The 24,461-nt window shown below is 64.2% G+C and carries 26 protein-coding genes, 1 tRNA gene and 1 pseudogene; 20 read left to right on the plus strand and 8 right to left on the minus strand.

Going from position 1 to position 24,461, the window contains the following annotated elements; translation table 11 throughout:
• Positions 1-137, plus strand: a pseudogene (locus LCM4577_RS11485) (cupin); the annotation flags it as partial.
• A gap of 229 nt (positions 138-366) precedes the next feature.
• Positions 367-1,125 carry a sulfotransferase gene (locus LCM4577_RS11490; protein WP_371410044.1) on the plus strand — a complete coding sequence of 253 codons (759 nt, stop codon included), beginning with the start codon at positions 367-369 and terminating at the stop codon, positions 1,123-1,125.
• Between the two features lie 15 nt (positions 1,126-1,140).
• Here the strand turns inward: LCM4577_RS11490 and LCM4577_RS11495 are convergent, their stop codons facing one another.
• Entirely contained in the window at positions 1,141-1,767 is a 627-nt protein-coding gene (locus LCM4577_RS11495) for a LysE family translocator (RefSeq protein ID WP_071071247.1), read from the minus strand.
• Positions 1,768-2,022: 255 nt separating this feature from the next.
• On the opposite strand from LCM4577_RS11495, the gene recQ reads away from it, so the two are divergent.
• Entirely contained in the window at positions 2,023-3,861 is a 1,839-nt protein-coding gene (gene recQ, locus LCM4577_RS11500; protein ID WP_071071249.1) for a DNA helicase RecQ, read from the plus strand.
• 60 nt (positions 3,862-3,921) lie between these two features.
• Here recQ and LCM4577_RS11505 read toward each other — a convergent pair whose 3' ends face one another.
• Complete coding sequence (locus LCM4577_RS11505) at positions 3,922-4,311, minus strand: hypothetical protein (RefSeq protein ID WP_071071251.1); 390 nt, start codon at positions 4,309-4,311, stop codon at positions 3,922-3,924.
• 81 nt (positions 4,312-4,392) lie between these two features.
• Between LCM4577_RS11505 and LCM4577_RS11510 the strand changes: the two genes are divergently transcribed.
• Positions 4,393-4,797, plus strand: coding sequence for a hypothetical protein (locus tag LCM4577_RS11510; RefSeq protein WP_071071253.1), 405 nt, complete (start codon positions 4,393-4,395; stop codon positions 4,795-4,797).
• A 2-nt stretch (positions 4,798-4,799) separates the two neighbouring features.
• Positions 4,800-5,936 (plus strand): hypothetical protein, encoded by a 1,137-nt coding sequence (locus tag LCM4577_RS11515; RefSeq protein WP_071071255.1) that lies wholly within the window; start codon positions 4,800-4,802, stop codon positions 5,934-5,936.
• A 92-nt stretch (positions 5,937-6,028) separates the two neighbouring features.
• On the opposite strand, the gene LCM4577_RS11520 is transcribed toward LCM4577_RS11515, so the two are convergent.
• Positions 6,029-6,502, minus strand: coding sequence for a hypothetical protein (locus tag LCM4577_RS11520; protein ID WP_131803456.1), 474 nt, complete (start codon positions 6,500-6,502; stop codon positions 6,029-6,031).
• A 209-nt stretch (positions 6,503-6,711) separates the two neighbouring features.
• Entirely contained in the window at positions 6,712-7,539 is an 828-nt protein-coding gene (locus LCM4577_RS11525; protein ID WP_071071393.1) for a class I SAM-dependent methyltransferase, read from the minus strand.
• Positions 7,540-7,777: 238 nt separating this feature from the next.
• Between LCM4577_RS11525 and LCM4577_RS11530 the strand changes: the two genes are divergently transcribed.
• Positions 7,778-7,972 carry a hypothetical protein gene (locus LCM4577_RS11530; protein WP_131803232.1) on the plus strand — a complete coding sequence of 65 codons (195 nt, stop codon included), beginning with the start codon at positions 7,778-7,780 and terminating at the stop codon, positions 7,970-7,972.
• 5 nt (positions 7,973-7,977) lie between these two features.
• Here LCM4577_RS11530 and LCM4577_RS11535 read toward each other — a convergent pair whose 3' ends face one another.
• Positions 7,978-8,220, minus strand: coding sequence for a hypothetical protein (locus tag LCM4577_RS11535; protein WP_040991606.1), 243 nt, complete (start codon positions 8,218-8,220; stop codon positions 7,978-7,980).
• A gap of 42 nt (positions 8,221-8,262) precedes the next feature.
• A tRNA-Ser gene (locus LCM4577_RS11540) sits at positions 8,263-8,352 on the minus strand.
• A 325-nt stretch (positions 8,353-8,677) separates the two neighbouring features.
• On the opposite strand from LCM4577_RS11540, the gene LCM4577_RS11545 reads away from it, so the two are divergent.
• The 3 genes from LCM4577_RS11545 to LCM4577_RS11555 all read left to right on the plus strand — a co-directional run bounded on the left by LCM4577_RS11545 (position 8,678) and on the right by LCM4577_RS11555 (position 10,474).
• Positions 8,678-9,394: a 50S ribosomal protein L21 gene (locus LCM4577_RS11545; protein ID WP_040991607.1), complete on the plus strand. Its 717-nt coding sequence runs from the start codon at positions 8,678-8,680 to the stop codon at positions 9,392-9,394.
• A 99-nt stretch (positions 9,395-9,493) separates the two neighbouring features.
• On the plus strand, positions 9,494-9,763 hold the full coding sequence (rpmA, locus tag LCM4577_RS11550; RefSeq protein WP_040991608.1) for a 50S ribosomal protein L27: 270 nt from the start codon (positions 9,494-9,496) through the stop codon (positions 9,761-9,763).
• A gap of 123 nt (positions 9,764-9,886) precedes the next feature.
• Positions 9,887-10,474, plus strand: coding sequence for a GNAT family N-acetyltransferase (locus tag LCM4577_RS11555; RefSeq protein WP_041011112.1), 588 nt, complete (start codon positions 9,887-9,889; stop codon positions 10,472-10,474).
• A gap of 130 nt (positions 10,475-10,604) precedes the next feature.
• On the opposite strand, the gene LCM4577_RS11560 is transcribed toward LCM4577_RS11555, so the two are convergent.
• A complete protein-coding gene (locus tag LCM4577_RS11560) occupies positions 10,605-11,468 on the minus strand; it encodes an endonuclease/exonuclease/phosphatase family protein (RefSeq protein WP_071071258.1) in 864 nt (287 codons plus the stop codon).
• 163 nt (positions 11,469-11,631) lie between these two features.
• Here LCM4577_RS11560 and obgE point away from each other — a divergent pair, with 163 nt between their 5' ends.
• The 5 genes from obgE (at position 11,632) to LCM4577_RS11585 (ending at position 17,174) form a co-directional block, all read left to right on the plus strand.
• A complete protein-coding gene (obgE, locus tag LCM4577_RS11565; protein ID WP_071071260.1) occupies positions 11,632-12,660 on the plus strand; it encodes a GTPase ObgE in 1,029 nt (342 codons plus the stop codon).
• 5 nt (positions 12,661-12,665) lie between these two features.
• Positions 12,666-13,823 (plus strand): glutamate 5-kinase, encoded by a 1,158-nt coding sequence (gene proB, locus LCM4577_RS11570; RefSeq protein ID WP_071071262.1) that lies wholly within the window; start codon positions 12,666-12,668, stop codon positions 13,821-13,823.
• 18 nt (positions 13,824-13,841) lie between these two features.
• Positions 13,842-15,128 carry a glutamate-5-semialdehyde dehydrogenase gene (locus LCM4577_RS11575; protein WP_071071264.1) on the plus strand — a complete coding sequence of 429 codons (1,287 nt, stop codon included), beginning with the start codon at positions 13,842-13,844 and terminating at the stop codon, positions 15,126-15,128.
• Between the two features lie 83 nt (positions 15,129-15,211).
• Complete coding sequence (locus tag LCM4577_RS11580) at positions 15,212-15,799, plus strand: nicotinate-nucleotide adenylyltransferase (RefSeq protein ID WP_041006934.1); 588 nt, start codon at positions 15,212-15,214, stop codon at positions 15,797-15,799.
• Positions 15,800-15,887: 88 nt separating this feature from the next.
• On the plus strand, positions 15,888-17,174 hold the full coding sequence (locus LCM4577_RS11585) for an MFS transporter (RefSeq protein ID WP_071071265.1): 1,287 nt from the start codon (positions 15,888-15,890) through the stop codon (positions 17,172-17,174).
• A gap of 20 nt (positions 17,175-17,194) precedes the next feature.
• Here the strand turns inward: LCM4577_RS11585 and LCM4577_RS11590 are convergent, their stop codons facing one another.
• Positions 17,195-18,046, minus strand: a complete 852-nt coding sequence (locus LCM4577_RS11590) for a mechanosensitive ion channel family protein (RefSeq protein WP_071071394.1) — start codon at positions 18,044-18,046, stop codon at positions 17,195-17,197.
• Between the two features lie 244 nt (positions 18,047-18,290).
• Here LCM4577_RS11590 and rsfS point away from each other — a divergent pair, with 244 nt between their 5' ends.
• The 6 genes from rsfS to LCM4577_RS11620 all read left to right on the plus strand — a co-directional run bounded on the left by rsfS (position 18,291) and on the right by LCM4577_RS11620 (position 24,441).
• Positions 18,291-18,668 (plus strand): ribosome silencing factor, encoded by a 378-nt coding sequence (gene rsfS / locus LCM4577_RS11595; protein WP_071071267.1) that lies wholly within the window; start codon positions 18,291-18,293, stop codon positions 18,666-18,668.
• 62 nt (positions 18,669-18,730) lie between these two features.
• Positions 18,731-19,213 carry a 23S rRNA (pseudouridine(1915)-N(3))-methyltransferase RlmH gene (gene rlmH / locus LCM4577_RS11600; protein WP_071031336.1) on the plus strand — a complete coding sequence of 161 codons (483 nt, stop codon included), beginning with the start codon at positions 18,731-18,733 and terminating at the stop codon, positions 19,211-19,213.
• Between the two features lie 457 nt (positions 19,214-19,670).
• The gene (locus LCM4577_RS11605) at positions 19,671-21,005 is read left to right on the plus strand and encodes a murein hydrolase activator EnvC (RefSeq protein ID WP_040991620.1); all 1,335 of its coding nucleotides are present in this window, start codon (positions 19,671-19,673) and stop codon (positions 21,003-21,005) included.
• 1 nt (position 21,006) lies between these two features.
• The gene (locus LCM4577_RS11610) at positions 21,007-22,338 is read left to right on the plus strand and encodes a S41 family peptidase (protein ID WP_071071268.1); all 1,332 of its coding nucleotides are present in this window, start codon (positions 21,007-21,009) and stop codon (positions 22,336-22,338) included.
• A 349-nt stretch (positions 22,339-22,687) separates the two neighbouring features.
• Positions 22,688-23,878: a divergent polysaccharide deacetylase family protein gene (locus LCM4577_RS11615; protein WP_071071269.1), complete on the plus strand. Its 1,191-nt coding sequence runs from the start codon at positions 22,688-22,690 to the stop codon at positions 23,876-23,878.
• 47 nt (positions 23,879-23,925) lie between these two features.
• Entirely contained in the window at positions 23,926-24,441 is a 516-nt protein-coding gene (locus LCM4577_RS11620; protein WP_041001020.1) for an RNA pyrophosphohydrolase, read from the plus strand.
• Positions 24,442-24,461 lie beyond the last annotated feature (20 nt).

Here is a 24,461-nt window from a genome sequence, read left to right on the forward strand (position 1 = left end):
TCGACGGCCGATCGGAGATCCTCGAAACAGGAAGCAGCTTCATCGTGCCGTCCAACCTCGTGCATGGCGTCAAGGCGCTGGAGGCCGGCCGCCTGATCGACAGCTTCGCGCCTTACCGGGCCGATTTCCTGGGCTGAGTACCAAAAGAAAAGCCCGCGCCGTCGGGCGCGGGCTTGTTGCCTGGGCGCTTATCGCGCCGCCGCGGTACTCAAACATCGCCGCAGAAGAGCGAGGGTGCTGCAGCAGGGTAAAGATAGGTTTAACAGCCCCCCTTGGTCTCCAGCCCTTGAAACCCGCCCGCATATCGGCCAATCAGCTAGTGGCGGTCACGGCAATGTGATCCGGCGCGATCGGGGATAGGGGATTGTGCGGAAACTTCAGGCGGCTGTCGGTTTTCTGGTTGCCCGATCGAGCAGGGAGCTCGATCGCCTTGTGACGGCCGTCAAAATTCGCTGGCGGTCGAGGCCGAATGCGCGGGCCGCGCGGACCAACAAGATATTCATAGCCGGATGCGCGCGCAGCGGAACGACCCTGACGCAACGCGTCATGGAAAGCTTCGAGGATACTTTCGTCTGGCCGCCCGAGGCGCGGCACACGAAGTTCTATCTGCTGGACCGCCAGGAAAGCAATCTGGTCATCAAGCGCGATTCCCGGGCCTTCGCCCATCTTGCGAAACTGCCCGCCGACATCGGTCTCATCTGTTGCGTTCGACATCCCTTGGATGTGCTTACCAGCGTGCATCCGCAGACCATGAAGGAGCGTCGATTTCATACCACGGCCGACCGCTGGGTCCAGGAATACGATGCCCTGCTGAGCTTGCGGAAGGCGCAGCCGGCGCGGGATATTCTCTACCTGCGCTACGAAGACACGATCGCCGATCCGGACGCCGTGCAGCAACGGATCGCAGACCGGTTCGGACTTCGCCCGAGAGTGCCGGTGACCGGGGACGGAGGGCGCCCCATCCACTTACGCTCGCTGCGCAAGTGGGAGCGCAACGAAGACTATCGTGCCTATCTTCAAAGCCAGCTGTCGGCGGCCGTTCTTGGACCCATGCGGGCCTTCTGTCGCGAATTCGGCTATGACATGCCGGCCTGGGCCGGCGCTACCGGACGAAAGCGTCCTTAGAGTGTTTCGCCTTTCCTAGCGCTGCTGCAGCGCCAGGCGTATGCCGAGCGCGCAATAGATGCCGCCGACCACCTTGCCCTGCCATTTCAGCACCGCCGGATTGCGGCGCAGGAAAGAACCCAGGCCGCCAGCGCTGACGGCGAAGACGATTGTGCTGAAGAGCCCGAGCAGGACGAAGATGATGCCGAGCAGCATCAGCTGCAGCATCACGAAACCGCCTTGCGGGTGCACGAATTGCGGCAGGAAGGCGAGGAAGAACAAAGCGGTCTTCGGATTGAGCACTTCGGTCAGGATCGCCTGCCGGAAGGCTTTGCCCGCGGAGATGGGCAGCGTCCTGCCTGCCAGGCCGGCCGGCGCCTTTTCGAGAATGGCGCGAATGCCGAGATAAACGAGATAGGCCGCGCCGATATATTTGACGATGCTGAACAGCATCGCCGACGCGGCGATGATGGCCGAGATGCCGACGATGGCCATGATGGTGTGGATCACATCGCCTGCGGCGACACCGGCTCCGGTGGCGATGCCGACCTTCGTGCCTGAGCTCGTCGCCCGCGCGACCGTGAGCAGCGTCGCCGGTCCCGGAATGAAGACGAAGCCGAACACGACCGCGACGTAAGTGATGAGCGTGGCGGGATCGATCATGCGAAGGTTCCTTTTGCGTCGACCGGCGGGCCTCGGCGACTCGAAACCATAGCACCTCGGAATGCATCGGCGGAACTCCCGGGCGCTATGCCAGCGGTCGCTTTCGAATGACGACATTGGCACGGAGCGACGGGATTCCAGCCGAGCACGGTTGTGGCCGGATGGGCCCTGCGCTACTTCAGGGCATCACGTGGTGAATCACTTGTCTGCTCTTCTCACCTTCCCGAAAACGAACTGCTGCCCGGTGTCTGCCTGATGCCGGCACAGGCGACGAGCATCCGGGCCGGGGACCACAAGCGGCGCGTCCTGAAAGACGTGTTCGGCTTCGACGATTTCCGCCCCGGACAGGCGACCGTGATCGAGGCGCTGCTCTCCGGACGGCATGTGCTGGCGGTGATGCCGACAGGCGCCGGCAAATCGCTCTGCTATCAGGTTCCGGCGCTGGTCAAGGGCGGGCTCACCATCGTGGTGTCGCCGCTGGTCGCGCTGATGCAGGATCAGGTCGCCGCCTTGCGCCTTGCGGGCGTCGCCGCCGACACCATCAATTCCTCGCTCGACCGCGAGACCAATGTGGCGGCCTGGCGCCGCGTGGCGTCCGGGCAGACGCGGCTGCTCTATCTGGCGCCGGAACGGCTGATGACGGAGCGGATGTTGGACGCGCTGTCGCGGCTCGATGTCGGGCTGATCGCCATCGACGAGGCGCATTGCATCTCGCAATGGGGCCCGGCCTTCCGGCGCGAATATGAGGACCTGTCGCGGCTGCGCGGGCTCTTTCCGCAAGTGCCGATCATCGCGCTGACGGCGACGGCGGACGAGGCCACGCGCGCCGATATCGAAGCGCGGCTGTTCGCCGGGCGCGCCGAAACCCTGGTGCTGGGTTTCGACCGGCCCAACATCAAGCTGGCGATAGAAGCCAAGCAGGACAGCAAGCGCCAGCTGCTGCGCTTCATCGAGCGCCACCAGGGCAAGAGCGGCATCATCTATTGCCTGTCGCGTCGCAAGACGGAGGAGATGGCCRCCTTCCTCGAGAAGAACGGCGTGCGGGCGCTTGCCTACCATGCCGGCATGAGCAAGGAGGCGAGGGAGRCCAACCAGAACGCCTTCATGAGCCTGTCGGGCGTCGTCATGGTGGCGACCATCGCTTTCGGCATGGGCATCGACAAGCCCGACGTCGCCTATGTCTTCCACACCGACCTGCCGGGCAGCCTGGAGGCCTATTACCAGGAGATCGGACGCGCCGGACGCGACGGCCGGTCGGCGGAAGCGCATATGCTCTACGGCGCCGGCGACATCCGCACGCGCCGCATGTTCATCGACGAGGAGGATACCTCGCCCGAGCACAAGCGGCGCTCGCATCGCCGGCTCGACACGCTGATCGGCTATTGCGAGACGGCGCAGTGCCGGCGCCAGGTGCTGCTCGGCTATTTCGGCGAGGAGGCGCAGGCCTGCGGCAATTGCGACAATTGCCTCGACCAGGCGCCGCGCGCCGATGGCAGCGCCGAGGCGCGCTTCATCCTTGCGGCGATCGCGCAGAGCGGCGAGCGCTTCGGCGCCTCCCATGTCATCGACATCCTGCTCGGCCATGAGACCGAGAAGGTGCTGGCGAGAGGCCATCAGAAGCTCGAAAGCTTCAGGACAGGCATCATGCACAGGAAGCCGGTCTGGCTGTCGCTCGTCCGGCAACTCGTCGCCGGCGGCTTCCTTGCGCCCGATCCCGACGGCCATGGCGGTCTCGTCATCTCCGAAAGCGGCCGCGCGCTCGGGCGTGGCGAGGTCGCGTTCGAGTATCGTGTCGAGGGTCGGGACCGTCTCGCGCGAGGCAGGAAGCGTGCCGCGCAAGGCGCCGCCATGGACGGCGAGGGCGTCGATGCATCGCTTCTGGCGACGCTCAAGACGCTGCGGCTGCGGCTCGCCAAGGAACGCCAGGTGCCGGCCTATGTGGTGTTCTCCGACCGCACCCTGATCGACATGGCCGAGCGCCGTCCGCGCGACCTCGACGACTTCGCCGAAGTGAATGGCGTGGGTGCAGCCAAGCTCAAGGAGTTCGGCGAGGTTTTCTTGGCTGCGATCGCGGCGCATCAGGCGAGCGGGTAGGACTGAAGCCTCATCGCAGTATCGTGCGGCGCGCCGCCACCGATCAATCTCGACGGGATATCAATAGGCTTTGAGCTTGCCCGCCCAGCGATCTCGCCCTGCCCAATAGGGGCATTTCGGGCAGACGCCGCCTTCAGGATAGTCAGTCCCTTCCTCATGCGGACACCCGAGAATTCCGTCGACCATGACCACGGAATGGACGTCTTGCTCCCACAAGAACGCCGCGATTTCGGCAAAGATCTTGTCATCCTTGCGCAGATCGCCCGTTTCGCCGAACCACCGACGCAGCTCGGTCACCTCTGAGTCTTGGTAGGGAAGTATCGCGGCGGCCACCTTGGTGGCGCGGCTGTCATCGGGCCCATAGAAGGCGATGGTGCCAACAGGGTAGCTTCGCACTCCTTTCTTGGCTTTCTTCTCGATCCACTTCCTTGCCCGTTGTTCCGGTTTCATGTTTGCTCGCCGAGTTGTGAATCGACAGGATGTTGGCGGTCGCAAGAGATACGGCCGGTAAACAGAGGATGGATCAACCCTATGGTCCAAGGCAAGCAGTGGGGCCGTAGAGCCACAAGGCCCGCAACGATAGACCCCCGGGAAAAACAGGCGATTGTCACGTCATGCGAAAAGTTTATTCAGGACGTCCTCAAGCCCAAGTATCTGTCCGAGATACGACCGACGCAATGGAACTACACAGTCGACATCCGGGGCGCATGGGCTGGTGGACGATACCGCTTCATCCAGCGCTTTCGGTCGGGCTGGGAGCAAAATCGCGGCGAGGAGTTCGACGCGCCATTCGCCAGGCTGGACCGCATCGGACCAGACAGATTCGACATTTATTGGATGCGGCATACAGGCAAATGGTGGCCATTGCATGCGAATGTAACGCTCGTCGAGGCGCTACATATTCTCGAAGCCGATGAACTCCTGCACCCGGTCTAGCAATGAGCGAATACCAATATTATGAATTCCAGGCGGTCGATCGTCCTCTCAGCAACGCGGATCGCCAGGTGCTTCGCGGTCTATCCTCGCGGGCGCGGATCACCGCCACCAGCTTCACAAATTTCTACGAGTGGGGGGATTTCAGAGGCGATCCGGACGAGCTTATGGCGCGCTGGTTCGATCTTCATCTCTATTTCGCGAACTGGGGCTCCCGCCGCCTGATGATGAAGCTGCCGGCCCGGCTGGTCGATCGGGATCGCATAGGGGCCTTCCTCGCGGCGACCGACGACGTCATGCTCGAAGACGCCGGCGAGAACGTCATCATAAGCATCTCGCGTGATGAGTTGGAGCTCGAATATCTGGACGATGAGGATTCGAGTTGGCTCGTGGCCTTGGCGCCATTGCGGGCCGATCTGCTCGCGGGCGATCTTCGGCTTTTCTATCTCACTTGGCTGATGGCGGTCGAAGCCGAAGCGATCGAATCCGATGAACCGGAGCCGATGCCGGGGATCGGACCGCTGACCGAGGCGCTCGAAGCGTTTGCCGCGTTCTTCGGCATCGATCATGATCTCGTCCAGGCGGCGGCCGAGCGAAACGCGGCAATTGCGCCCGCCGACCCCGCGCCGGAAATGGTCCGGCGGGTGGTCGCGGCGATGAGCGACGCTGAGAAAACCGATCTGCTCATGCGGGTTTTCAACGGCGAGCCCAACATGTCCGCCGAGTTGCGGGCCACTGTCCGGACACGTCTGGAACCCGAAACGACAATCTCGCCTGGCGCATTGCGCACAGCGGCGGATCTGCAGGCACGGGCCGAAGACATTCGCCTTGCCCGCGAGCGCGCCGAGGCGGAGCTGGCGGAAGCGCAGCGGCGATTGCGGGCGGAAGCGGCGAAGAAGGCGCAAGACGTGCGGGTCGAGGCCCTTCGCCAGAGGGGCGAAACCGTCTGGGAAGAGGTCGAGACCGAGATCATGCGGCGCAATCCCGCCGGTTACGACAAGGCGGCGGCGCTTCTTTCCGATCTGTCGGTGCTTGCCGAAAGAGAGGGCGGCGCCGAGGAATTCCGTGTCCGACTTCAGTCGATTCGGGAGCGCCATGCCGGGAAGGGGCGCTTCCTCGAACGTCTGGTGTCGCTGGGGTAGGTCTTGCCCGGTCGCCGCCCAATGGATCCAGGCGGCGTCAGCTTACTCACCGATCGATCTGCTCGCGCCAACCCTACGACCGCTTGAGCCGGCTAACGCCAAAGGCAGACCTTGACGTCCTTCCCGACATAGCAGGCGCCTTCACGGCGAAGCTCCCCCCAATCTCCTGCCTCGCCATGCGTGTCGCGGATATCCCCGTTCGCATAGCCTGCCCAAGAATCCCCGTCCTTGTAGACAACGGCCCAGTAATCCTTCGACATCTCACCGGCCCCGCTATGCGTATCGGGATACTCGATGCCTGCGAAGACCTGCTTGGGACCCTGGATGTTGAAATCGCCGCCCTTCTCGATTTGATAGGAGCATTTTCCGGAGATGCGGGTCTCACCGTGAACGACCAGCAGGCAGCGGCCCCATTTGTAACCGCTCGGCAGACGATGCTGCGGTTGCGCGTGCGAAGGCGAAAAGGAAAACGCAAGTGCAAGGGCAGCCGCTATGGTTCGCCCTGTCATCCTGTCACCCGTTGTGAAACAGCGACCGGATACGGTTGGATTTTGCCCCGAGCGCATGTCTGACGGCCCTCCACAGGATGTTCCCCTGAGATCATATTATATCATAAGTTGCCGTTCATCCCCGCGACAGACAATGGCAACTATAAGGATCGCACCGCCCGGTGGTGGTTGGTCCTTTTCCAAGCAAAGGAGATGCCGAAGGGCGGCACGTTCAACGTCCTGGCAAGGGCTGTGGTCGGTGTGGGAGGCCGTCGGGATTGCCCCACCTAAATCCGTCGTGACCAGGCTCCCACCTCATAGCGGCCGATCACCACGCTGGCGTTTGCGGCAGCCTCGGCGCGAATTCGGTCTTGAAGGGTGTCCGGGCCGAGTTCCGAAGCTGCGATGACACCCATCTGTTCCATCGCCGGAGCCATGGTCGCCGCAAGATCCGAAACAAGGTCAATACCGCTCAGGCTGTCCGACCCGCCTCCGGCCAAAGCACTGATCGCCATGCTGGGGGCCGGCAGTCCAGCTTTGATGAAGGTCGAGTGGAGCGCGAGGCCCATATTGGGATTGGTGCCCACCCGACGGAACGTCTCGGCAATGCACCGAAAGCAGTTGTCGTAGGTTGGGGCGGGCGGAAACGAGGCGGCCCCRGTCCAATCGACTTCGTGGAATAGGACCACGCCCCCCGGACGAAGATTTCGCGCAACGCCTCTCAACATTTCGACGGGATCGGGCGAGAACATCAGCACATAACGGCCGACAATTGCGTCGAATGATATGTCGAAGGCAAAGCTTGCGGGATCACATTGGTGGAAGATCACATTCTCCAGTCCGCGTTGCGCGGCTCGCGCCCGAGCTGCTTCGAGAGCTGCCGGCGATGTATCCGAACCGATGACCAGACCTGTAGGCCCAACGATATCGGCCGCCAGAAAAGCCACGTCGCCGGCGCCGCTTCCGATGTCGAGAACGTGCATTCCCGTTCGGAGCCCGGCCCGCCGCAGGTAGTCGCGCGTCATGGGGTCAACCAAGGCCGCCTGCGTCGCGAGCCTTCTCAGTTCTTTTTCCGAATGCCCCAGTTCGTATTCGTAACGACGTTCGCTTGTCATGCTTGCGTCCCCTCCGAACAAAAAGCCTTTCGAGCGGATGTCGCGTGCTGCGATACGCGAGGACCGTTCCTATGATTAGGTATCGCTAATATAAATGTACTCACCTGTCCCGTCCATGCAGCGGTGAGTTCAGGCCGGACTTGCCGAAACGGCATAGGCGTGCCGGCCAAGGGGGCACAGCTGCTCCAACAGACGACCGCGGAACAAACGCCGCAGATGGCCGTTGGCGGGGATGGTAATGTTTGCGCCCCTCGATATGCATGGCGAAAAGCGCGCCGAGATCCACAGATCCGCTCGGCTTTCGATGCTTCATGAGCGCGTGGTCAAGCGGATGGATAAGGTGGACCACCTGGCCGACGAGGTCGAGCAGGCGGCGGCTGCTTTGGTAGCGGCTACTCATCAACCCGACAGGATTGTAATGCTCGGCATGTGAGCGCTTCACTCTTCATCCGCGGGGGTGGAGCTTTTGCTCCGTACGATCCATTCCACCATGTTGGGATCAACGTAGTCGTCGCCGGTCACGATACGGACCAGTTTCGTTGCGCGCGGCCGCCATTGATCTTCGGGAACTTTGTCCTCCTCGACCCAGCGCTTGAACGCTTCGCGCATCACGTCGAATTCGAAGTATGAACGGTTGTCGTTGGATTGCTTTTTGACCATGGCCGGGAACGTCGGACCCATCGAAATGTTCCTGGGCGGCGCGGCGTAACGGCAACGACAATATGGCGGAGAGGGAGGGATTCGAACCCCCGATACCCTTGCGAGTATGCCGCATTTCGAGTGCGGTGCATTCGACCACTCTGCCACCTCTCCGCGAGGTCATGGTCGGCCGTTGCCGGCGCGGCGCACTAGATAACGGCTGACTGCCGGAGATACAAGGCCTTATTCGAGCGAATTCCAGCTTCCGTGAAAAGCGATTGCGACGGGGCGGACCGATATTTGCCGGCAACGCCGCTCGCGGCCTCTCGGAACAAGGCCGCTTGCCTTGACTCCGGCGCAACCTTCGGTTAGGGACAGCCCGCATTCGGCGTGGAGGCTCTTCCGCGCCGCTTGTTTTTTGAACCCGCAGACTGACAAAAAGACGGCCGAACCGCCTCAGGCGGCTCATCAAGGCCGACCGAACAGCGAAAGGCTAAAAATGTTCGCAGTCATCAAAACGGGCGGCAAGCAGTATCGCGTCGCCGCCAACGATCTCCTGAAGATCGAGAAGCTCGAAGCCAAGGTCGGCGATATCGTCGAGATCGGCAATGTGCTCGCGCATGGCGAGGGCGAGAATGTCACCTTCGGCGCGCCGTTCGTCGATGGCGCCATGGTCACGGCGGAAGTCGTCGAGCAGGGCAAGAACCGCACCGTCATCGCTTTCAAGAAGCGCCGCCGCCAGAATTCGCGCCGCAAGATCGGCCATCGCCAGCTGCTGACCACGGTCCGGATCGCCGAGATCCTGCTGGGCGGCGCCAAGCCGTCGAAGAAGGCTGCTGCGAAGCCGGAAGCCAAGGCAGAGGCCAAGGCTGAAGTCGCCGCCGAGGCGAAGGCCGAGGCTGCTCCGAAGGAGCCGAAGGCCAAGAAGGAAGCTGCTCCGAAGGCGGAAGCCGCCCCGAAGGAAACTGCCGCCAGCGAAGAGGCAAAGGCCGCGCCGCTGTTCAAGGCGCCGAAGGGCGAGCCGGACGACCTCACCGTGATCAAGGGCATCGGCCCGGTCGCGGCGAAGGACCTCGCCGAGCAGGGCATCGTCACCTTCGCGCAGCTCGCCAAGCTCACCGACAAGGATGTCGCCAAGATCGACGAGCATATGCCGTTCAGCGCCGACCAGATCAAGGACTGGCGCGAGCAGGCCAAGGAACTGGCGAAGAAGTAATTTCTCCGGCGACGATCGTCGCCGGTACGGACTTGAAACGGAACGCGAACGCGTTCATAAGACCATTCAAGCGCCTCAGGGCGCATCGGAGTTAGTCAAATGGCACACAAGAAAGCTGGCGGTTCTTCGCGCAACGGGCGCGATTCGCACTCCAAGCGTCTGGGCGTGAAGAAGTTCGGCGGCGAAGCCGTCGTCGCCGGCAATATCATCATCCGTCAACGCGGCACGCAATGGCATCCGGGCACCAATGTTGGCATGGGCACGGACCACACCCTTTTTGCGCTCGAAGCCGGCGCAGTCACCTTCAACAAGAAAGCCAACGGCCGAACCTACGTATCGGTGAACCCGATTACCAAAGCAGCGGAGTAGCCGGTTCCGCACCATAACACCGGCGCCCATCTCGGGAACCGGTGTCTGGCCAGGCCAGGAAAAGGATCAGGAGAGATGGGCTTGCCCTCTCTCCTTTTTCATTTCTTGCCCTGGAGGACTAAAATGGTTGCCGAAGCGGAAGATACCGAAGACGAAAGTTATGCGATCGATTGCCCGGTGCTGGCCACCGAGCGCTTGGTCATGCGCGCCCCGCGCGAAAGCGATCTCGAGCAACTCGTCACGCTTGCCGACAACCGACATGTCGCCGAAATGCTGGCCCGCATGCCGCATCCCTATGGCGAAGCCGAAGGCCGCACCTTCCTTGCCATGGCGGCGTCGCGCCGCGCCGGCATCGTCTATGCGCTGACGCTCAAGGATGGCGGCACCTTCGTCGGCTGCGCCGGCCTGAACACCACCGATCGCGGCTTGGAGCTGGGCTACTGGATCGGCGAGCCCTATTGGAAGCGCGGCTATGCCACGGAAGCCGCGCACGCGCTCGTCGACCTCGCCTTCCAGCGGACCTCGATCCAGGTGCTGCATGCCTCGACCAGGGTGATCAATCCGGCCTCGCGGCGGGTCATCCACAAATGCGGCTTCCAGTATGCCGGCCAGGGCATGCTGAACTCGATCGTCGCCGGCCAGGTTCCGGTCGAGCGTTACCGGCTCGACAGGAAGACGTGGAACAGTCTTCGCAACTGGATCCACTATTGATCGGGGCTTCGGAAGGTTGAGCGGCGCGCCCTCGCCCGGATTGTCAACCGAATTGCCAAGGTCAATTCGGGGCAATCCGGCCTCTCCCCGAGGGGAGAAGGTGACCGCGTAGCGGCCGGATGAGGATCCATCAGCCGAGTTCGGCCCAGAGCGGCAAATGGTCGGAGCCGACGGCGTCACGGTCGGACCACAGGCGCTGCAGCGATTTGGCGAGCGAGGCGCTGGTGAAGATGTAGTCGATGCATTTATGGCGGCTTTTGTCGGCGGGCCGGTCGGGATCGACCCAGGTGACGAGGTCGGCGACGGCAAGACGCTGGGCGACGTCGACGGCGAGATCGGCGGTCAGCGGCATGCCGAACTCATGGTCCGGGCGGCCGGCGAGTTCGACATATTCGGGCGAGCCCGGCAGCATGTTGAAGTCGCCCATGACGATGAAGGCTTCCGGATAGGGCAGGTCCGGCAGGCCGATCTCGGGAATGCCCGACAGGCCGCCGCCTTCCAGCGCGTAGTTCAGGAGGCGCTGGCGCAGGAAACGGATCTGGCCCTGGCGCTCGACCGGGCTGCGGTGGTCGAGATGGGTGGAATAGAAGCGGATGAAGCCGAGCGGCGTCTCGATCAGCGCCTCGAGCGCGCCGCGCTGGAAGTTCATGGTCTCGAGGCTGCGGCTGCGCGGCAGAAGGAGATTGCGCGACAGATGAATGGGCGTCTTCGACAGCACCATGTTGCCGAGCTGGAAGGAGGTCGAGATGGCGCGGCCGTTCTCCAGGCGCGAGCCGATATTGACCTCGAAATTGCTGCCATAGGCGGCAAAATAATCGGGCAGCGCCTCGCCGATCTCGGCCACCATGTCGCGGTCGCCATTGCGCGGGTTGTTGCGGGTCACTTCCTGCAGCGCGATGACATCGGCGCCGCGCACCGCGTCGGCGATGCGGCCGACATCATATTTGCCGTCGAGGCCGATGCCGTATTGGATGTTGTAGGTGACGATCTTCATTCCCGCGCCTCCCAGTCTCGCCCCCAAACAGTGCTACCGCGTCCTTGGCCTAAGGGCATCAGGCGCTTTAGTCGCAAAACGGGCCTCGCCCTTGGCTCCGCCTTGGTTTAAGGCATGCCTTAGAGCAATCGCTCACAGCCATCAGCAGAAACTTGAAAATCCGATGAAATTCCTCGATCAGGCCAAGGTTTACATACGTTCCGGCGACGGTGGCGCCGGATCGATGTCGTTCCGCCGCGAGAAATTCATCGAATTCGGCGGACCGGATGGCGGTGACGGCGGCCGCGGCGGCGATGTCTGGGTGGAAGCGGTCGACGGGCTGAACACGCTGATCGACTATCGCTACCAGCAGCATTTCAAGGCCAAGACCGGCATGCACGGCATGGGCCGCAACATGACGGGCGCCAAGGGCGCCGACGTGACGCTGAAAGTGCCGGCGGGCACGCAGGTCTTTGCCGAGGACAATGAGACGCTGATCTGCGACCTGACGATTGTCGGCCAGCGCTTCCTGCTCGCCAAGGGCGGCAATGGCGGCTTCGGCAACCAGCATTTCAAGACCTCGACCAACCAGGCGCCGCGCCGCGCCAATCCCGGCCTGCCCGGCGAGGAACTCAGCATCTGGCTCCGGCTCAAGCTGATCGCCGACGCCGGCCTGGTCGGCATGCCCAATGCCGGCAAGTCGACCTTCCTTGCGGCCGTCACCGCCGCCAAGCCGAAGATCGCCGATTATCCGTTCACGACGCTCCATCCCGGCCTCGGCGTCGCCCGCATCGATGGCCGCGAATTCGTGCTGGCGGACATTCCCGGCCTGATCGAGGGCGCTCATGAGGGGGTGGGCATCGGCGACCGTTTCCTCGGCCATGTCGAGCGCACGCGCGTGCTGCTCCACCTCGTCTCCGCGCAGGAGGAAAATCCGGGCAAGGCCTACAAGACCGTACGCGCCGAGCTCGAAGCCTATGGCCATGGGCTGACCGACAAGGTCGAGATCGTCGCGCTCAGCCAGGTCGACATCCTCGATGCGGACGCCCGCAAGAAGAAGGCCGCCTCGCTGAAACGCGCGGCCGGCCGCGCGCCGATGCTTTTGTCGGCCGTCACCGGCGAAGGCGTCGAAGCGGTGCTGCGCGCGCTGATGGCGGTGGTCGCGGAATCGCGCGACGCCGTTCCGGCCCCCGTCGACACGCGCTGGCGGTAAGACCCATGAAATCGCTGAAATCATACCGGCGCATCACCGTGAAGATTGGCTCGGCGCTGCTCGTCGACCGCGCGGCAGGGCTGAAGCGCGACTGGCTGACCTCCTTGGCCGATGACATCGCCGTGCTTGCCGATGCCGGCGCGGAAGTGCTCGTCGTCTCCTCGGGCGCGATCGCGCTCGGCCGCACCATTCTCGGCTTGGGCAAGCGCGCGCTGAAACTCGAGGAGAGCCAGGCGGCTGCCGCCGTCGGCCAGATCGCGCTTGCCGGCGCCTGGTCGGATGCGCTCGGCAAGAACCGGCTGAGATCCGGCCAGATCCTCTTGACGCTTGGCGACACCGAGGAGCGACGCCGCTACCTCAACGCGCGCGCGACGATCTCGACGCTGCTCAAGATGAAGGCGGTGCCGGTCATCAACGAGAACGACACGGTGGCGACGTCCGAAATCCGCTACGGCGACAACGATCGGCTGGCGGCGCGGGTGGCGACCATGATGGGCGCCGATCTTCTGGTGCTGCTTTCCGACATCGACGGGCTCTATACCGCGCCGCCGGCCAAGGATCCGCAGGCAAAGTTCATCCCAGTCGTCGACCGCATCACGCCCGACATCGAGGCGATGGCGGGCGCGGCCGCTTCCGAATTGTCGCGCGGCGGCATGCGCACCAAGCTCGATGCCGGCAAGATCGCCAACGCCGCCGGCACCGCCATGATCATCACCTCCGGCACCAGGCTGTCGCCGTTGATGGCGATCGAACGCGGCGAGCGAGCGACCTTCTTCAAGCCGAGCGCCAACCCGGTGAAGGGTTATAAGACCTGGATCGCCGGGCAGCTCGAACCGGCCGGCCGGCTCACCGTCGATGCCGGCGCCATCGGCGCGTTGAAATCCGGCAAGTCTTTGCTGCCGGCCGGGGTAAAACTGGTCAGCGGCAATTTCTCGCGCGGCGACACGGTGGCGATCCTGTCGCCCGAGGGCCGCGAGATCGCGCGCGGGCTGGTTGCCTATGATGCCGCCGATGCCGTAAGGATCGCGGGTCTGAAGACGGCCGAGATCGAAACCGTGCTCGGCTACGAGGCGCGTTCGGCGATGATCCATCGCGACGACCTTGTGGTAAGCCAATCCGGCGATCAAATATTGGCCGGCGACCAGATATTGGCCGACGACTGACCAAAGCGGAGGATAACCATGCTGAAACTGCATGAAAAATCCGGCGAAGACACGATTGCGCTGATGGCCGATATGGGCCGCCGCGCCCGTGCGGCCGCCCGACCGCTGGCCGTCGCTTCCACCAAGGCCAAGAACGACGCGCTTGCCGCGATGGCGGACGCCATCCTGCGCAACGAGCAGGTGATCCTCGACGCCAACGCCATCGACATGTCGAATGGCGAGGAGGCCGGGCTGTCCGGGTCCTTCATGGATCGGCTGAAACTCGACACTTCGCGCATCAAGGCGATGGCTGACGGCATCCGAGAAATCGCCGCGCTCAAGGATCCGGTCGGCGACGTGATCGCCGAATGGGACCGGCCGAACGGGCTGCATATCGAGCGCGTCCGCACGCCGCTCGGCGTGATCGGCGTCATCTATGAGAGCAGGCCGAATGTGACGGCGGATGCCGGCGCGCTTTGCCTAAAGGCGGGCAATCCGGTCATCCTGCGCGGCGGGTCCGACTCGCTCAATTCGTCGTCGGCGATCCATGCCTGCATGACCGAAGGGCTAAAGGCGGCCGGCCTGCCTGAGGATGCCATCCAGCTGGTGCCGACCACCGACCGCGCGGCTGTCGGTGAAATGCTGAAAGGGCTTGGCGGAAATCTCGACGTCATCATCCCGCGTGGCGGCAAAAGCCTGGTCGGGCGCGTGCAGACCGAGGCGCGGGTGCCGGTCTTCGCGCATCTGGAAGGCATCTGCCATCTCTATATCGACCGCTCGGCCGATCTCGACATGGCGGTGAAGATCGCCGTCAACGCCAAGATGCGGCGCACCGGGGTATGCGGCGCCGCCGAGACGCTGCTGGTCGACCGCGCGGTGGCCGCCACGCATCTGGTGCCGATCCTCGAAGCGCTGCGCGCCGCCGGCTGCGAGATCCATGCCGATCAAGAGGTGATGAAGGCCTTCGCCGACGCCAGCCCCGCGACCGACGCCGACTGGGTGACGGAATATCTCGACGCCATCATCGCGGTGAAACTGGTCGACGGCGTCGCCGGCGCGATCGAGCACATCGAGACTTTCTCCTCGCACCACACGGAGGCGATCATCGCCGAGGACGCACAGGCGGTCGAAAAATTCTTCAACGAGATCGACTCGGCGATCCTGCTGCACAATGCCTCGACGCAGTTTGCTGATGGCGGCGAGTTCGGYATGGGCGCCGAGATCGGCATCGCCACCGGCAAGATGCATGCGCGCGGGCCGGTCGGCGTCGAGCAGCTCACCTCGTTCAAATACCGCGTGCGCGGATCGGGACAGGTGAGGCCTTGACCTTTTTCGCCCGGCGGGCCTGAGGGAGGCCAAGGCGAATGCTTTCGCAAGCCGAGCAGCCTGTCCCCGCTCGCTACCTCCGCATGCCGCACGCCGCCAAGGGCCTGACCGTCGGCCTGTTCGGCGGTTCGTTCAACCCGCCGCATGCCGGACATTCGCTGGTCGCCGAGATTGCGCTGAGAAGGCTCGCGCTCGATCAGCTCTGGTGGATGGTGACACCGGGCAACCCGCTGAAAAGCGGGCGGGAACTGGCGCCGCTCGCCGAACGCATCGAATTGTCCGAAAGGATCGCCAGGAATCCCAGGATCAAGGTCACCGCCTTCGAGGCGGCGCACCACGTGCGCTACACCGCCGACACGCTTGCTCTGGTCAAGGCGCGCAATCCGGGTGTCGATTTCGTCTGGATCATGGGCGCGGACTCCTTACGCGACTTCCACCGCTGGCAGCGCTGGCGCGAGATCGTGCTGACCTTCCCGATCGCGGTCATCGACCGTCCGGGCGCCACGCTCTCCTTCCTGTCGTCGGTGGTCGCCAAGACCTTTGACTATGCCCGCATCGACGAGGGCGACGCGCCGCTGCTCGCCCGCATGCAGGCGCCGGCCTGGACCTTCATCCACGGCCCGCGCTCGTCGCTCTCCTCCACCGCGATCCGCAAGGCGGCGAAGGGGTAGCACTTTCCCTTGGCCCACAAGGGGGAAGGAAGTCCGGCCATGTCGCTTTTACGGCTGCCTTTTGCTCGCCGGCAGGAGATGCTGGAGCATGCTGCAGCAGGACCAAGCCACAACCGATCGGATACAGGCCGAACAACCGGCGCCGCTGATCGCCATTGCCAGCGTCATCGTGTCGATGGCGCTGATCGCCATCGGCAATGGGCTGATGTTCGCCTATATCCCGGTGCGTCTCGGCGCCGACGGCTTCGACCCGACCTGGGCCGGCCTGATCGTCACCGGGCTCTCGGCCGGGGGGCTGGCCGGTTGCATCCTGACCGGGCCGCTCGTCAGGCGGGTCGGTCACGCCCGCGCCTTCATGGTGCTTTCGGCGCTGATCGCACTCTCAAACGCCGCGATCGGCGCCGGGCCGATCCCGCTTTTATGGATCGCCGCCCGGGCGCTTTACGGCTTCGCCATTTGTGGGCTGTTCATCGTCGCGCAGAGCTGGCTGAACGACGCCTTGCCGAACTCGATCCGCGGCCGGGTGATGGCGGTGTTCTATGTCGCCTATATCGCCGGGCTGGGCGTGGGATATGCGACGCTCGCCGCGGTCGACATCCACACGGCCGCGGCAGCGCTGATCGGCATCACCTTCACGGCGCTTTCCATTCTGCCGGTCGGCATGACGCGGCTTGCGCAGCCGCCGGCGCCGCAGGCCGCGTCGGTGGCGCTGCGCCGCGCCTGGCGCATCTCGCCGGTCGGCGTCGCCGGCATGCTCGCCGTCGGCGGCTTGTCGATGATCGTATCCGGCTTCGCGCCTATCCACGCCACCGCCAAGGGCTACAGCCAGGCCGATGTGGCGCTGCTTTTGTCGGCGATGCCGGTCGGCACGCTGATCCTGCAGATACCGCTCGGCTGGATTTCGGACCGCACGGACCGGCGCTACGTGCTGGCGGGCGCGGCGGCGCTCGCGACCGTCGCCAGCGTGCTCGCCATCGCCTTCGACGGCGGCGCGCTGATGGTGCTGGTGGTGATCTATCTCATCTGGGACGGGGCGTCGGAATCGATCTATGCACTGTCCAGCGCGCATGCCGCCGACCGTGCCGCCAAGGACGAGCTTCTGGCGCTGTCGAGCTCGATGCTGTTCGCCTGGTCGCTGGCCGGCTTCATCGTGCCGGGCTTCGTCACGGCGCTTTCCGCCGTCTTCGGYACGGCGGCCTTCATCTATGTCGGCATCGTCATCGCATCAGCCTTCTGTCTGTTCGTGCTGTGGCGCGTGATGGCGGGCCGGCCGACGCCCGCGCCCACAAGCGGCAGTTTCGCGCCGATGTCGGCGCAGACGCCCTTGCCGGTGGAGCTTGCCTTTGCGCCGGACGAGGCGGCAACGAAGCACTGAGCGGGGAAGCGCTGGTCGGGCTACTGCTTGCGTGCCTCCGGCGCCGGCACCTCCGGCGGCGGCAGCGGGATCGAGATGCCTTCGCTGTCGAAAGCCTGCTTGGCGCGCTGGGTCATGTCGATCTGGGTCGAGAAGTAGTCGGCGGCCGATGTCCAGTAACGCAAGGTGAGCGAAACGGTCGCATCGCCGAGACTGGCCACGAAGGCGATCGGCGCCGGTTCGCGGCGGATGCGCTTTTCGGCGCCGGCGATGGCAAGCAGCGTCTTTTGCGCGCGGTCGATATCGTTCCAGGAGCCGATGCTCAAGCCCACGTCGGTGCGGCGCACGCCGTTGCGGGTGAAATTGCGCACCGGCTGGTTCCACAACGTCGAGTTGGGCGCCAGCACATAGACGCCGTCGGCGGAGCGCAGCTTGGTAGCGAAGAGGCCGATCTCCTCGATGGTGCCGGCAATCGAGCCGACCTCGACATATTCGCCGATGCGGAAGGGCCTGAGCGCGAGCAGCATGATGCCCGCGGCGATGTTCTGCAGCGTGCCCTGCAGCGCCAGCCCGATGGCGAGGCCGACAGCGCCTATTGCCGCGATGATGGAGGCCGTCTGCACCCCGAACTGGCCGAGCACCATGATGACGACCAGGATCAGGATGGCGTAACGCACGATCTTGGAGAAGAAATTGCGCAAGGTCGCGTCGAAGCCGTGGATATGACTGAGGCCGGCACGGATCGAGCGTTCGGCCAGGCCGGCGACGAAGTAGCCGACGACCAGGAGGATGACGGCGCCGATGGCCGAGAAGGAATAGGAAACGATCAGCGTGCTGAGCTGCGCGAGCCCGGCCTGGATGGTGATGAGGGCGCTTTGCGGGTCGGTGGGCATGACGGGGATCCCGTTGGTCGGTGCGCCGATAACCCATGYGCCCGGGATCAGTTCCCGCCTCTTGCAGTCCGGCGGAAGGCTTCCGGAGCATCGCGCGACGATCACGCTTCGGGGCCGTCGTCTTGAAACTGCAATGGAACTCTGCCTATCTAAGTGGTGTCACCTGATTTGCATAGGTGATTTGGTTGTTCTTGTTGGGAAAGGAAACACACTGAGAACAGCACTGCGGAAGAAGGCTGACATCATGCCTTCGCCGGCCGGGATCAGCGTAAACGACGCCGCGTCCCACGCCATCGCCACAGTCCTTGCCAGTCTGGAAGACTCCAAGGCCGAAAACATCGTCTCAATCGACATCCAGGGAAAATCGAGCCTCGGCGACTATATGGTCATCGCCTCGGGCCGATCGCACCGTCATGTCTCGGCTGTCGCCGATCACCTCCTCAAGGCGCTCAAGGATGCCGGTCTCGGCACCGCGCGCGTCGAGGGGCTGGCCAGCGCCGACTGGGTCCTGATCGATTCGGGCGACATCATCGTCCATGTCTTCCGCCCCGAAGTCCGCGACTTCTACAATCTCGAAAAGATGTGGCTGGCGCCGGACCTCGAGGAAGAGACCTTGCACTGAGCCTTGATCCGCCTGCCGTGGACCGTCACGGTAGGCGCTAGGACAAGCTCGCCGGGGCGAGGATGAAGATCACCGTTCATGCCGTGGGCCGGATGAAGACCGGCCCCGAGAGAGAGCTCGCCGACCGCTATTTCGAGCGCTTCGCCAAAAGCGGACCCGCGGTCGGGCTGGAATTTGCCGGCATCGTCGAGGTCCCCGAGAGCCGCGGACAGAGCGCCGACGAGCGCCGCCGCGAGGAAGCCCAGAAGCTGCAGGCCCAATTGCAGGCCGGTAGCGTTCTCATCCTGCTCGACGAGCGCGGCAAGTCGCTTTCGTCGGAGGAGCTCGCCGCCCGCATCGGCCAGTTGCGCGACGGCGGCCGCAAGGCGCTGGTCGTCGCCATCGGGGGCGCCGACGGCCATGACAAATCCCTGCGCGATCAGGCCGATCTTGTGCTGTCCTTCGGCGCGCTGACCTGGCCGCATCAGCTGGTGCGCGTGATGCTGGGCGAGCAGCTCTACCGGATCGCGACCATCCTGGCGGGGCATCCTTATCATCGATCGTGATTCGCGGTGCGTTTGGCAGGCGGCATGCTTTGGAGATTGGCGGAAACGCCCATCGCGATCGTCATTCCAGGGCGAAGCAGGAGCGAAGCTCCGTCGCGTAGACCCTGGAATCCATGCCGTTACCTTCGCCAAGGCGTGCTGCGGAGCAGAATTCTGCACCGCAGCGGCGCTTCCAAGTCACGGCATGGATTCTATGGTCTGCGCCGCGTCGCTTCGCTCCTTGCTCCGCCATAGAATGACGAGGTTGGGGTGGCTTCAGCTAATCCCCGGCGTTTGCGCTGCTTTCACGGAAGCCTTACACCAGGACAACCGGCAACCGGTCAAAATCCTATGCTGAGAAATAGGTGACACGTAACTATCCGGATTTCCGCCGCAATAACTCGACACCACGATCACGGCACCGCTTCCAACATGGTTGATGGTTCGTTAACGAAGCGGCGGATAGGTTAGGGGCCTGATGTCTGAAGGCTGGTACCCGATCACGCGCGCCTGGCGCAGCCGCTGCGGCTTGACCCTCGTCGCCGCCCTGGTCGCGCTCGGGCCGGTCCGGGCGACCGAGAACACGCTCGACACGGCGCCGGATCCCGATCAGAGCCGGGCCGAATACGAGCAGGTTTCCAAGGAGATCACGCTTTCGTCGGAGCGGCTGGCCAAGCTTGCCGCCGATATCGCCTCGGTCCGCAAGGACTATGCCTCGATCACCGCTGCGCTCATCCAGTCGGCGATGACCGAGCAGAAGCTCGGCCAGGACATCGAGGACATCGGCGCCAAGCTCGAAGGGCTGAAGGCCGAGGAAAAGAAGCTGCGCGCCTCGCTCATGGCGCGGCGCGACGTGCTGGCCGAGGTGCTGGGCGCCCTGCAGCGCATGGGGCTCAACCCGCCGCCGGCGATCCTGGTCAAGCCCGAGGATGCGCTGTCGTCGGTGCGCAGCGCCATCCTGCTCGGCGCCGTGGTGCCGGAACTGCGCCAGCAGACCGACCGGCTGATGGCCGATCTCAAGGAGCAAACAAGGGTGACGGCCTCGATCGAGGCCGAACGGGCGAGACTCACCAGCGCCGTCACCGACCAGACGGCGGAGAAGAAGCGGCTCACCATGCTGCTCGAGGCCAAGAAGAAGCTGCAGGCCGACACCCAGGCCGCGATCGCGGCCGAGCAGCAGCATTCGCAGCAGCTGGCGGCGAAGGCGAGCAGCCTCAAGGACCTGATCGCTTCGCTGGAAGCCGACAAGGCGCGCAAGGCGCAGGACCAGGTCAAGGCCGGTGAGCGAAAGTCGACCGACGCCGACACGACGGCCTCGACCACCGAGCTCGCCGCCCTGCCGGTGCCGGAGGCCAACCGCCTTACGGGATCGGCGCCATTTTCGGCCTTGCAGGGCCAGATCGCGCTGCCGGTCATCGGCAAGATAAAACGGCGTTTCGGCACCGACGACGGCAATGGCGCGGCAATGCAGGGCGACATGGTTGCGACACAATCGGGGGCCATCGTCACCGCGCCGGCGGATGGAAACGTGCTTTATGCGGGGCCGTTTCGCTCCTATGGTCAACTCTTGATCCTCAATGCGGGCGACGGGTATCATGTCGTCCTGGCGGGGATGAGCAGAATCAGCGTCGCGACGGGACAGTCGGTGCTCGCGGGAGAGCCGATCGGCGCGATGGGAGAGGCCCGGGTGGCAAGCACCTCGGCCTCGCGAAATGGAAATGCGACGCCGGAACTCTATGTCGAGTTCCGCAAGGATGGAAAACCCGTCGATCCGGCCCCATGGTGGGCGGACCGATTCTCTGGAAGGACGTGAAATGATGCGGAAACTGTCGCTTCTGTTTGCCGGCGCGCTGATGGGCGCATCGGCAATGAGCCTGGTCTACGGCGCACCGGGCTCGGCGGCGAACGCTGCGGGCTCGGAAACCTACAAGCAGCTGGCGATCTTCGGCGACATCTTCGAGCGGGTGCGCGCCAATTACGTGACGCCGCCGGACGACAAGTCGCTGGTCGAGAACGCCATCAACGGCATGCTCGCCTCGCTCGACCCGCACTCCTCCTACATGAATGCCGAACAGGCGCAGGACATGCGCGTGCAGACCAAGGGCGAGTTCGGCGGTCTCGGCATCGAGGTCACCATGGAGAACGACCTCGTCAAGGTGATCACGCCGATCGACGACACGCCGGCCGCCAAAGCGGGCGTGCTTGCCGGCGACTACATCGCCAAGATCGACGGCGAGGAGGTTCGCGGCCTCACCCTCAACGACGCGGTCGAGAAGATGCGCGGGCCGGTCAACACGCCGATCAAGCTCACCATCCTGCGCCAGGGCGCCGACAAGCCGATCGAGCTGACGGTGGTGCGCGACATCATCAAGGTCAAGGCGGTGAAGTACCGGGTCGAGAACGACATCGGCTATATGAAGATCACCTCCTTCACCGAAAAGACCTATGACGATCTCGAGAACGCCATCGAGAACATCAAGAAGCAGGTGCCGAACGACAAGCTGAAGGGCTATGTGCTCGACCTGCGCCTCAATCCGGGCGGCCTGCTCGACCAGGCGGTCAGCGTGTCGGACGCCTYCCTCAAGCGCGGCGAGATCGTCTCGACCCGCGGCCGCGACCCGAAGGACGTGACCCGCTTCGACGCCAAGCCGAAGCAGGTCGACGACATCAACGGCAAGCCGATGATCGTGCTGATCAACGGCGGCTCGGCGAGCGCATCGGAAATCGTCGCCGGCGCGCTGCAGGATCTGCGCCGCGTCACCGTGGTCGGCACGCAGTCCTTCGGCAAGGGCTCGGTGCAGACCATCATCCCGCTCGGCGAGAACGGCGCGCTGAGGCTGACGACGGYGCTCTATTACACGCCGTCGGGCAAGTCGATCCAGGGCAAGGGCATCACGCCCGACATCAAGGTCGACCAGCCGCTGCCGCCTGACCTGCAGGGCCGTGACCTGACCCGCGGCGAATCCGACCTCAAGGGCCACATCAAGGGCGCCGACGAGAACTCGACCGGCTCGGGCTCGGCCGCCTATGTGCCGCCGGATCCGAAGGACGACCTGCAGCTGATCTATGCCGAGCAGCTGCTGCGCGGCGAGAAGACCGATCCGGCCTTCCCGCCGAACCCGGACAAGGCCGTGCTGAACCAGTAATGCGGTTCGGGCTTTGAGTATGTGCATGTCGTTATCCCAAAACCGCGACGCACTTTTGGGCGACATGCACTAGGCTGGGCTCTGGCCGATCGAGCTAAGCAATGCAATGCTGCCGGGACCGCGAGGTTCCGGCAGTTTGATTCGGGGACCGAGGCTAAGAGCATGATCCCGAAAAGTGGGAACCGGTTTTCGGGAAAGATCATGCTCCAACAAAAATTTAGATCGGGGTGGCGGTTCAACGAAACGTCATCCTGATCTAGGCGCCACGCGTCTGGGGTATAGCGCCGAAGGTTGCGCAGGATCTCACGTTTAACGTGACATTCACGGGGCGGCGTGCTGGGAACTTAACTTGGCAGACATCGGCAAAGATATCGAACGCCCGCTCGGACAGTCGCTCCCACCCAAGCGGCCGGCGCGGCGCGGCATAGGCGGCGGCTCAGCTGTCGCGGCGGTCGCGGTGCTTGCCGTGATCGGCGTCTCCAGTGCGATCGCGCTGCGTGAAAAGCCGTTCCGCAAGCCGGAAGAGGTGGCGGTCTCGACACCGAAGGTCGTCGCTGCTCCCRCCACGCCGGCGCTGGCGCCTGCACCGGCTCCGGTCGCCACGGCAACGCCGCAGGCCAGCACGCCGATGAAGAGCGGCGGGCCACAGATCATCCACGTCCAGACCGAGGAGGGCGACGGCCCGCCGAAAGCGGCGATCGTCATCCGCGATCCCTCGACGCTCGGCCAGAACCTCAAGGTCGCCCATATCCCGGACAGGGCGCTGATCGAGGCCAGCGACACCGGTCCGTTGCCGATGCGTTCTGCTGATGGCCGGAGGCCGTTCGACGTCTATGCGCGGCCGTGGTCGGGGGCGCGCGGGGCGCGCGTTGCGATTATTATCGGCGGGCTCGCGGTGTCGCAGACCGGCACGCAAGCGGCGATCGCCAAGCTGCCGGCCGAAGTGAYGCTGGCCTTCGCGCCGCAAGGCAACAGCATCGGCCGCTGGATGCAGGCGGCAAGGCAGAGCGGGCATGAGATCGTCATGCAGGTGCCGCTCGAGCCGTTCGATTATCCCAACGTCAATCCCGGCCGCAACACGCTGACGGTCTCGGCCAGTCCCGAGGAGAACCTGAAGAGCCTGCACTGGGCGTTGTCGCGCACGACCAACTACACAGGCGTGATGAACTATATGGGCGCGCGCTTTTCGGCCGATGCGAACGCGATGGAGCCGTTCATGGCCGAGCTCGGGAAGCGGGGGCTTGCCTATATCGACGACGGGTCTACCGCGCGCAGCGTTGCGCCCGAGCTTGCCTTGAAGGACGGCGTGCCGTTCGCCGCCGGGGACATGGCGATCGATGCCGTGCAGGATCGCGGCGAAATCCTCAAGAAGCTGGACAGCCTTGAGGCGACGGCACGGGCCAAGGGCTCGGCGGTCGGCATCGGTTCGGCCTTCGATATCACCGTCGACACGGTGACGTCCTGGATCGCCGAAGCGAAGAAGCGCGGCATCGAGATCGTGCCGATCTCGGCGGTGGCTGTTGATCCGCAAAAGGGATAACTCTACCCGCCTCGCGCAATCAATCCCCAAAACGGCTGGAAATCCACATGGCCAAGAAGATCGATCCCGAAACGCTGCCCTATCGTCCCTGCGTCGGGCTGATGATCCTCAACAGAGCAGGCCTGGTCTGGGTCGGCCACCGCATCGCCGAACCGGACAGCGAGTTCGCCGGCACGACGCAGCTTTGGCAGATGCCGCAGGGCGGCATCGACAAGGGCGAAGAGCCGATCGAAGCCGCCGGGCGCGAGCTCTACGAGGAAACCGGCATGCGCAGCGTTTCGCTGCTTGCCGAGGCGCCGCGCTGGATCAATTACGACTTGCCGCCGCATCTGGTCGGCGTCGCCTTCAAGGGCCGCTATCGCGGCCAGACGCAGAAATGGTTCGCCTACCGCTTCGAGGGCGACGAAAGCGAGATCGAGATCAATCCGCCGCCCGGCGGCCACACGGCCGAATTCGATGAATGGGCGTGGCGGCCGATGCGGGAGCTGCCGGAGCTGATCGTGCCGTTCAAGCGCAAGGTCTATGAGCAGGTGGTGGCGGCGTTCGAGCACCTGGCCCTATAGCCACCCGGTTGTCGCGGCGG

This window comes from Mesorhizobium sp. LCM 4577 (assembly GCF_001854795.2).
GTDB lineage: Bacteria > Pseudomonadota > Alphaproteobacteria > Rhizobiales > Rhizobiaceae > Mesorhizobium > Mesorhizobium plurifarium.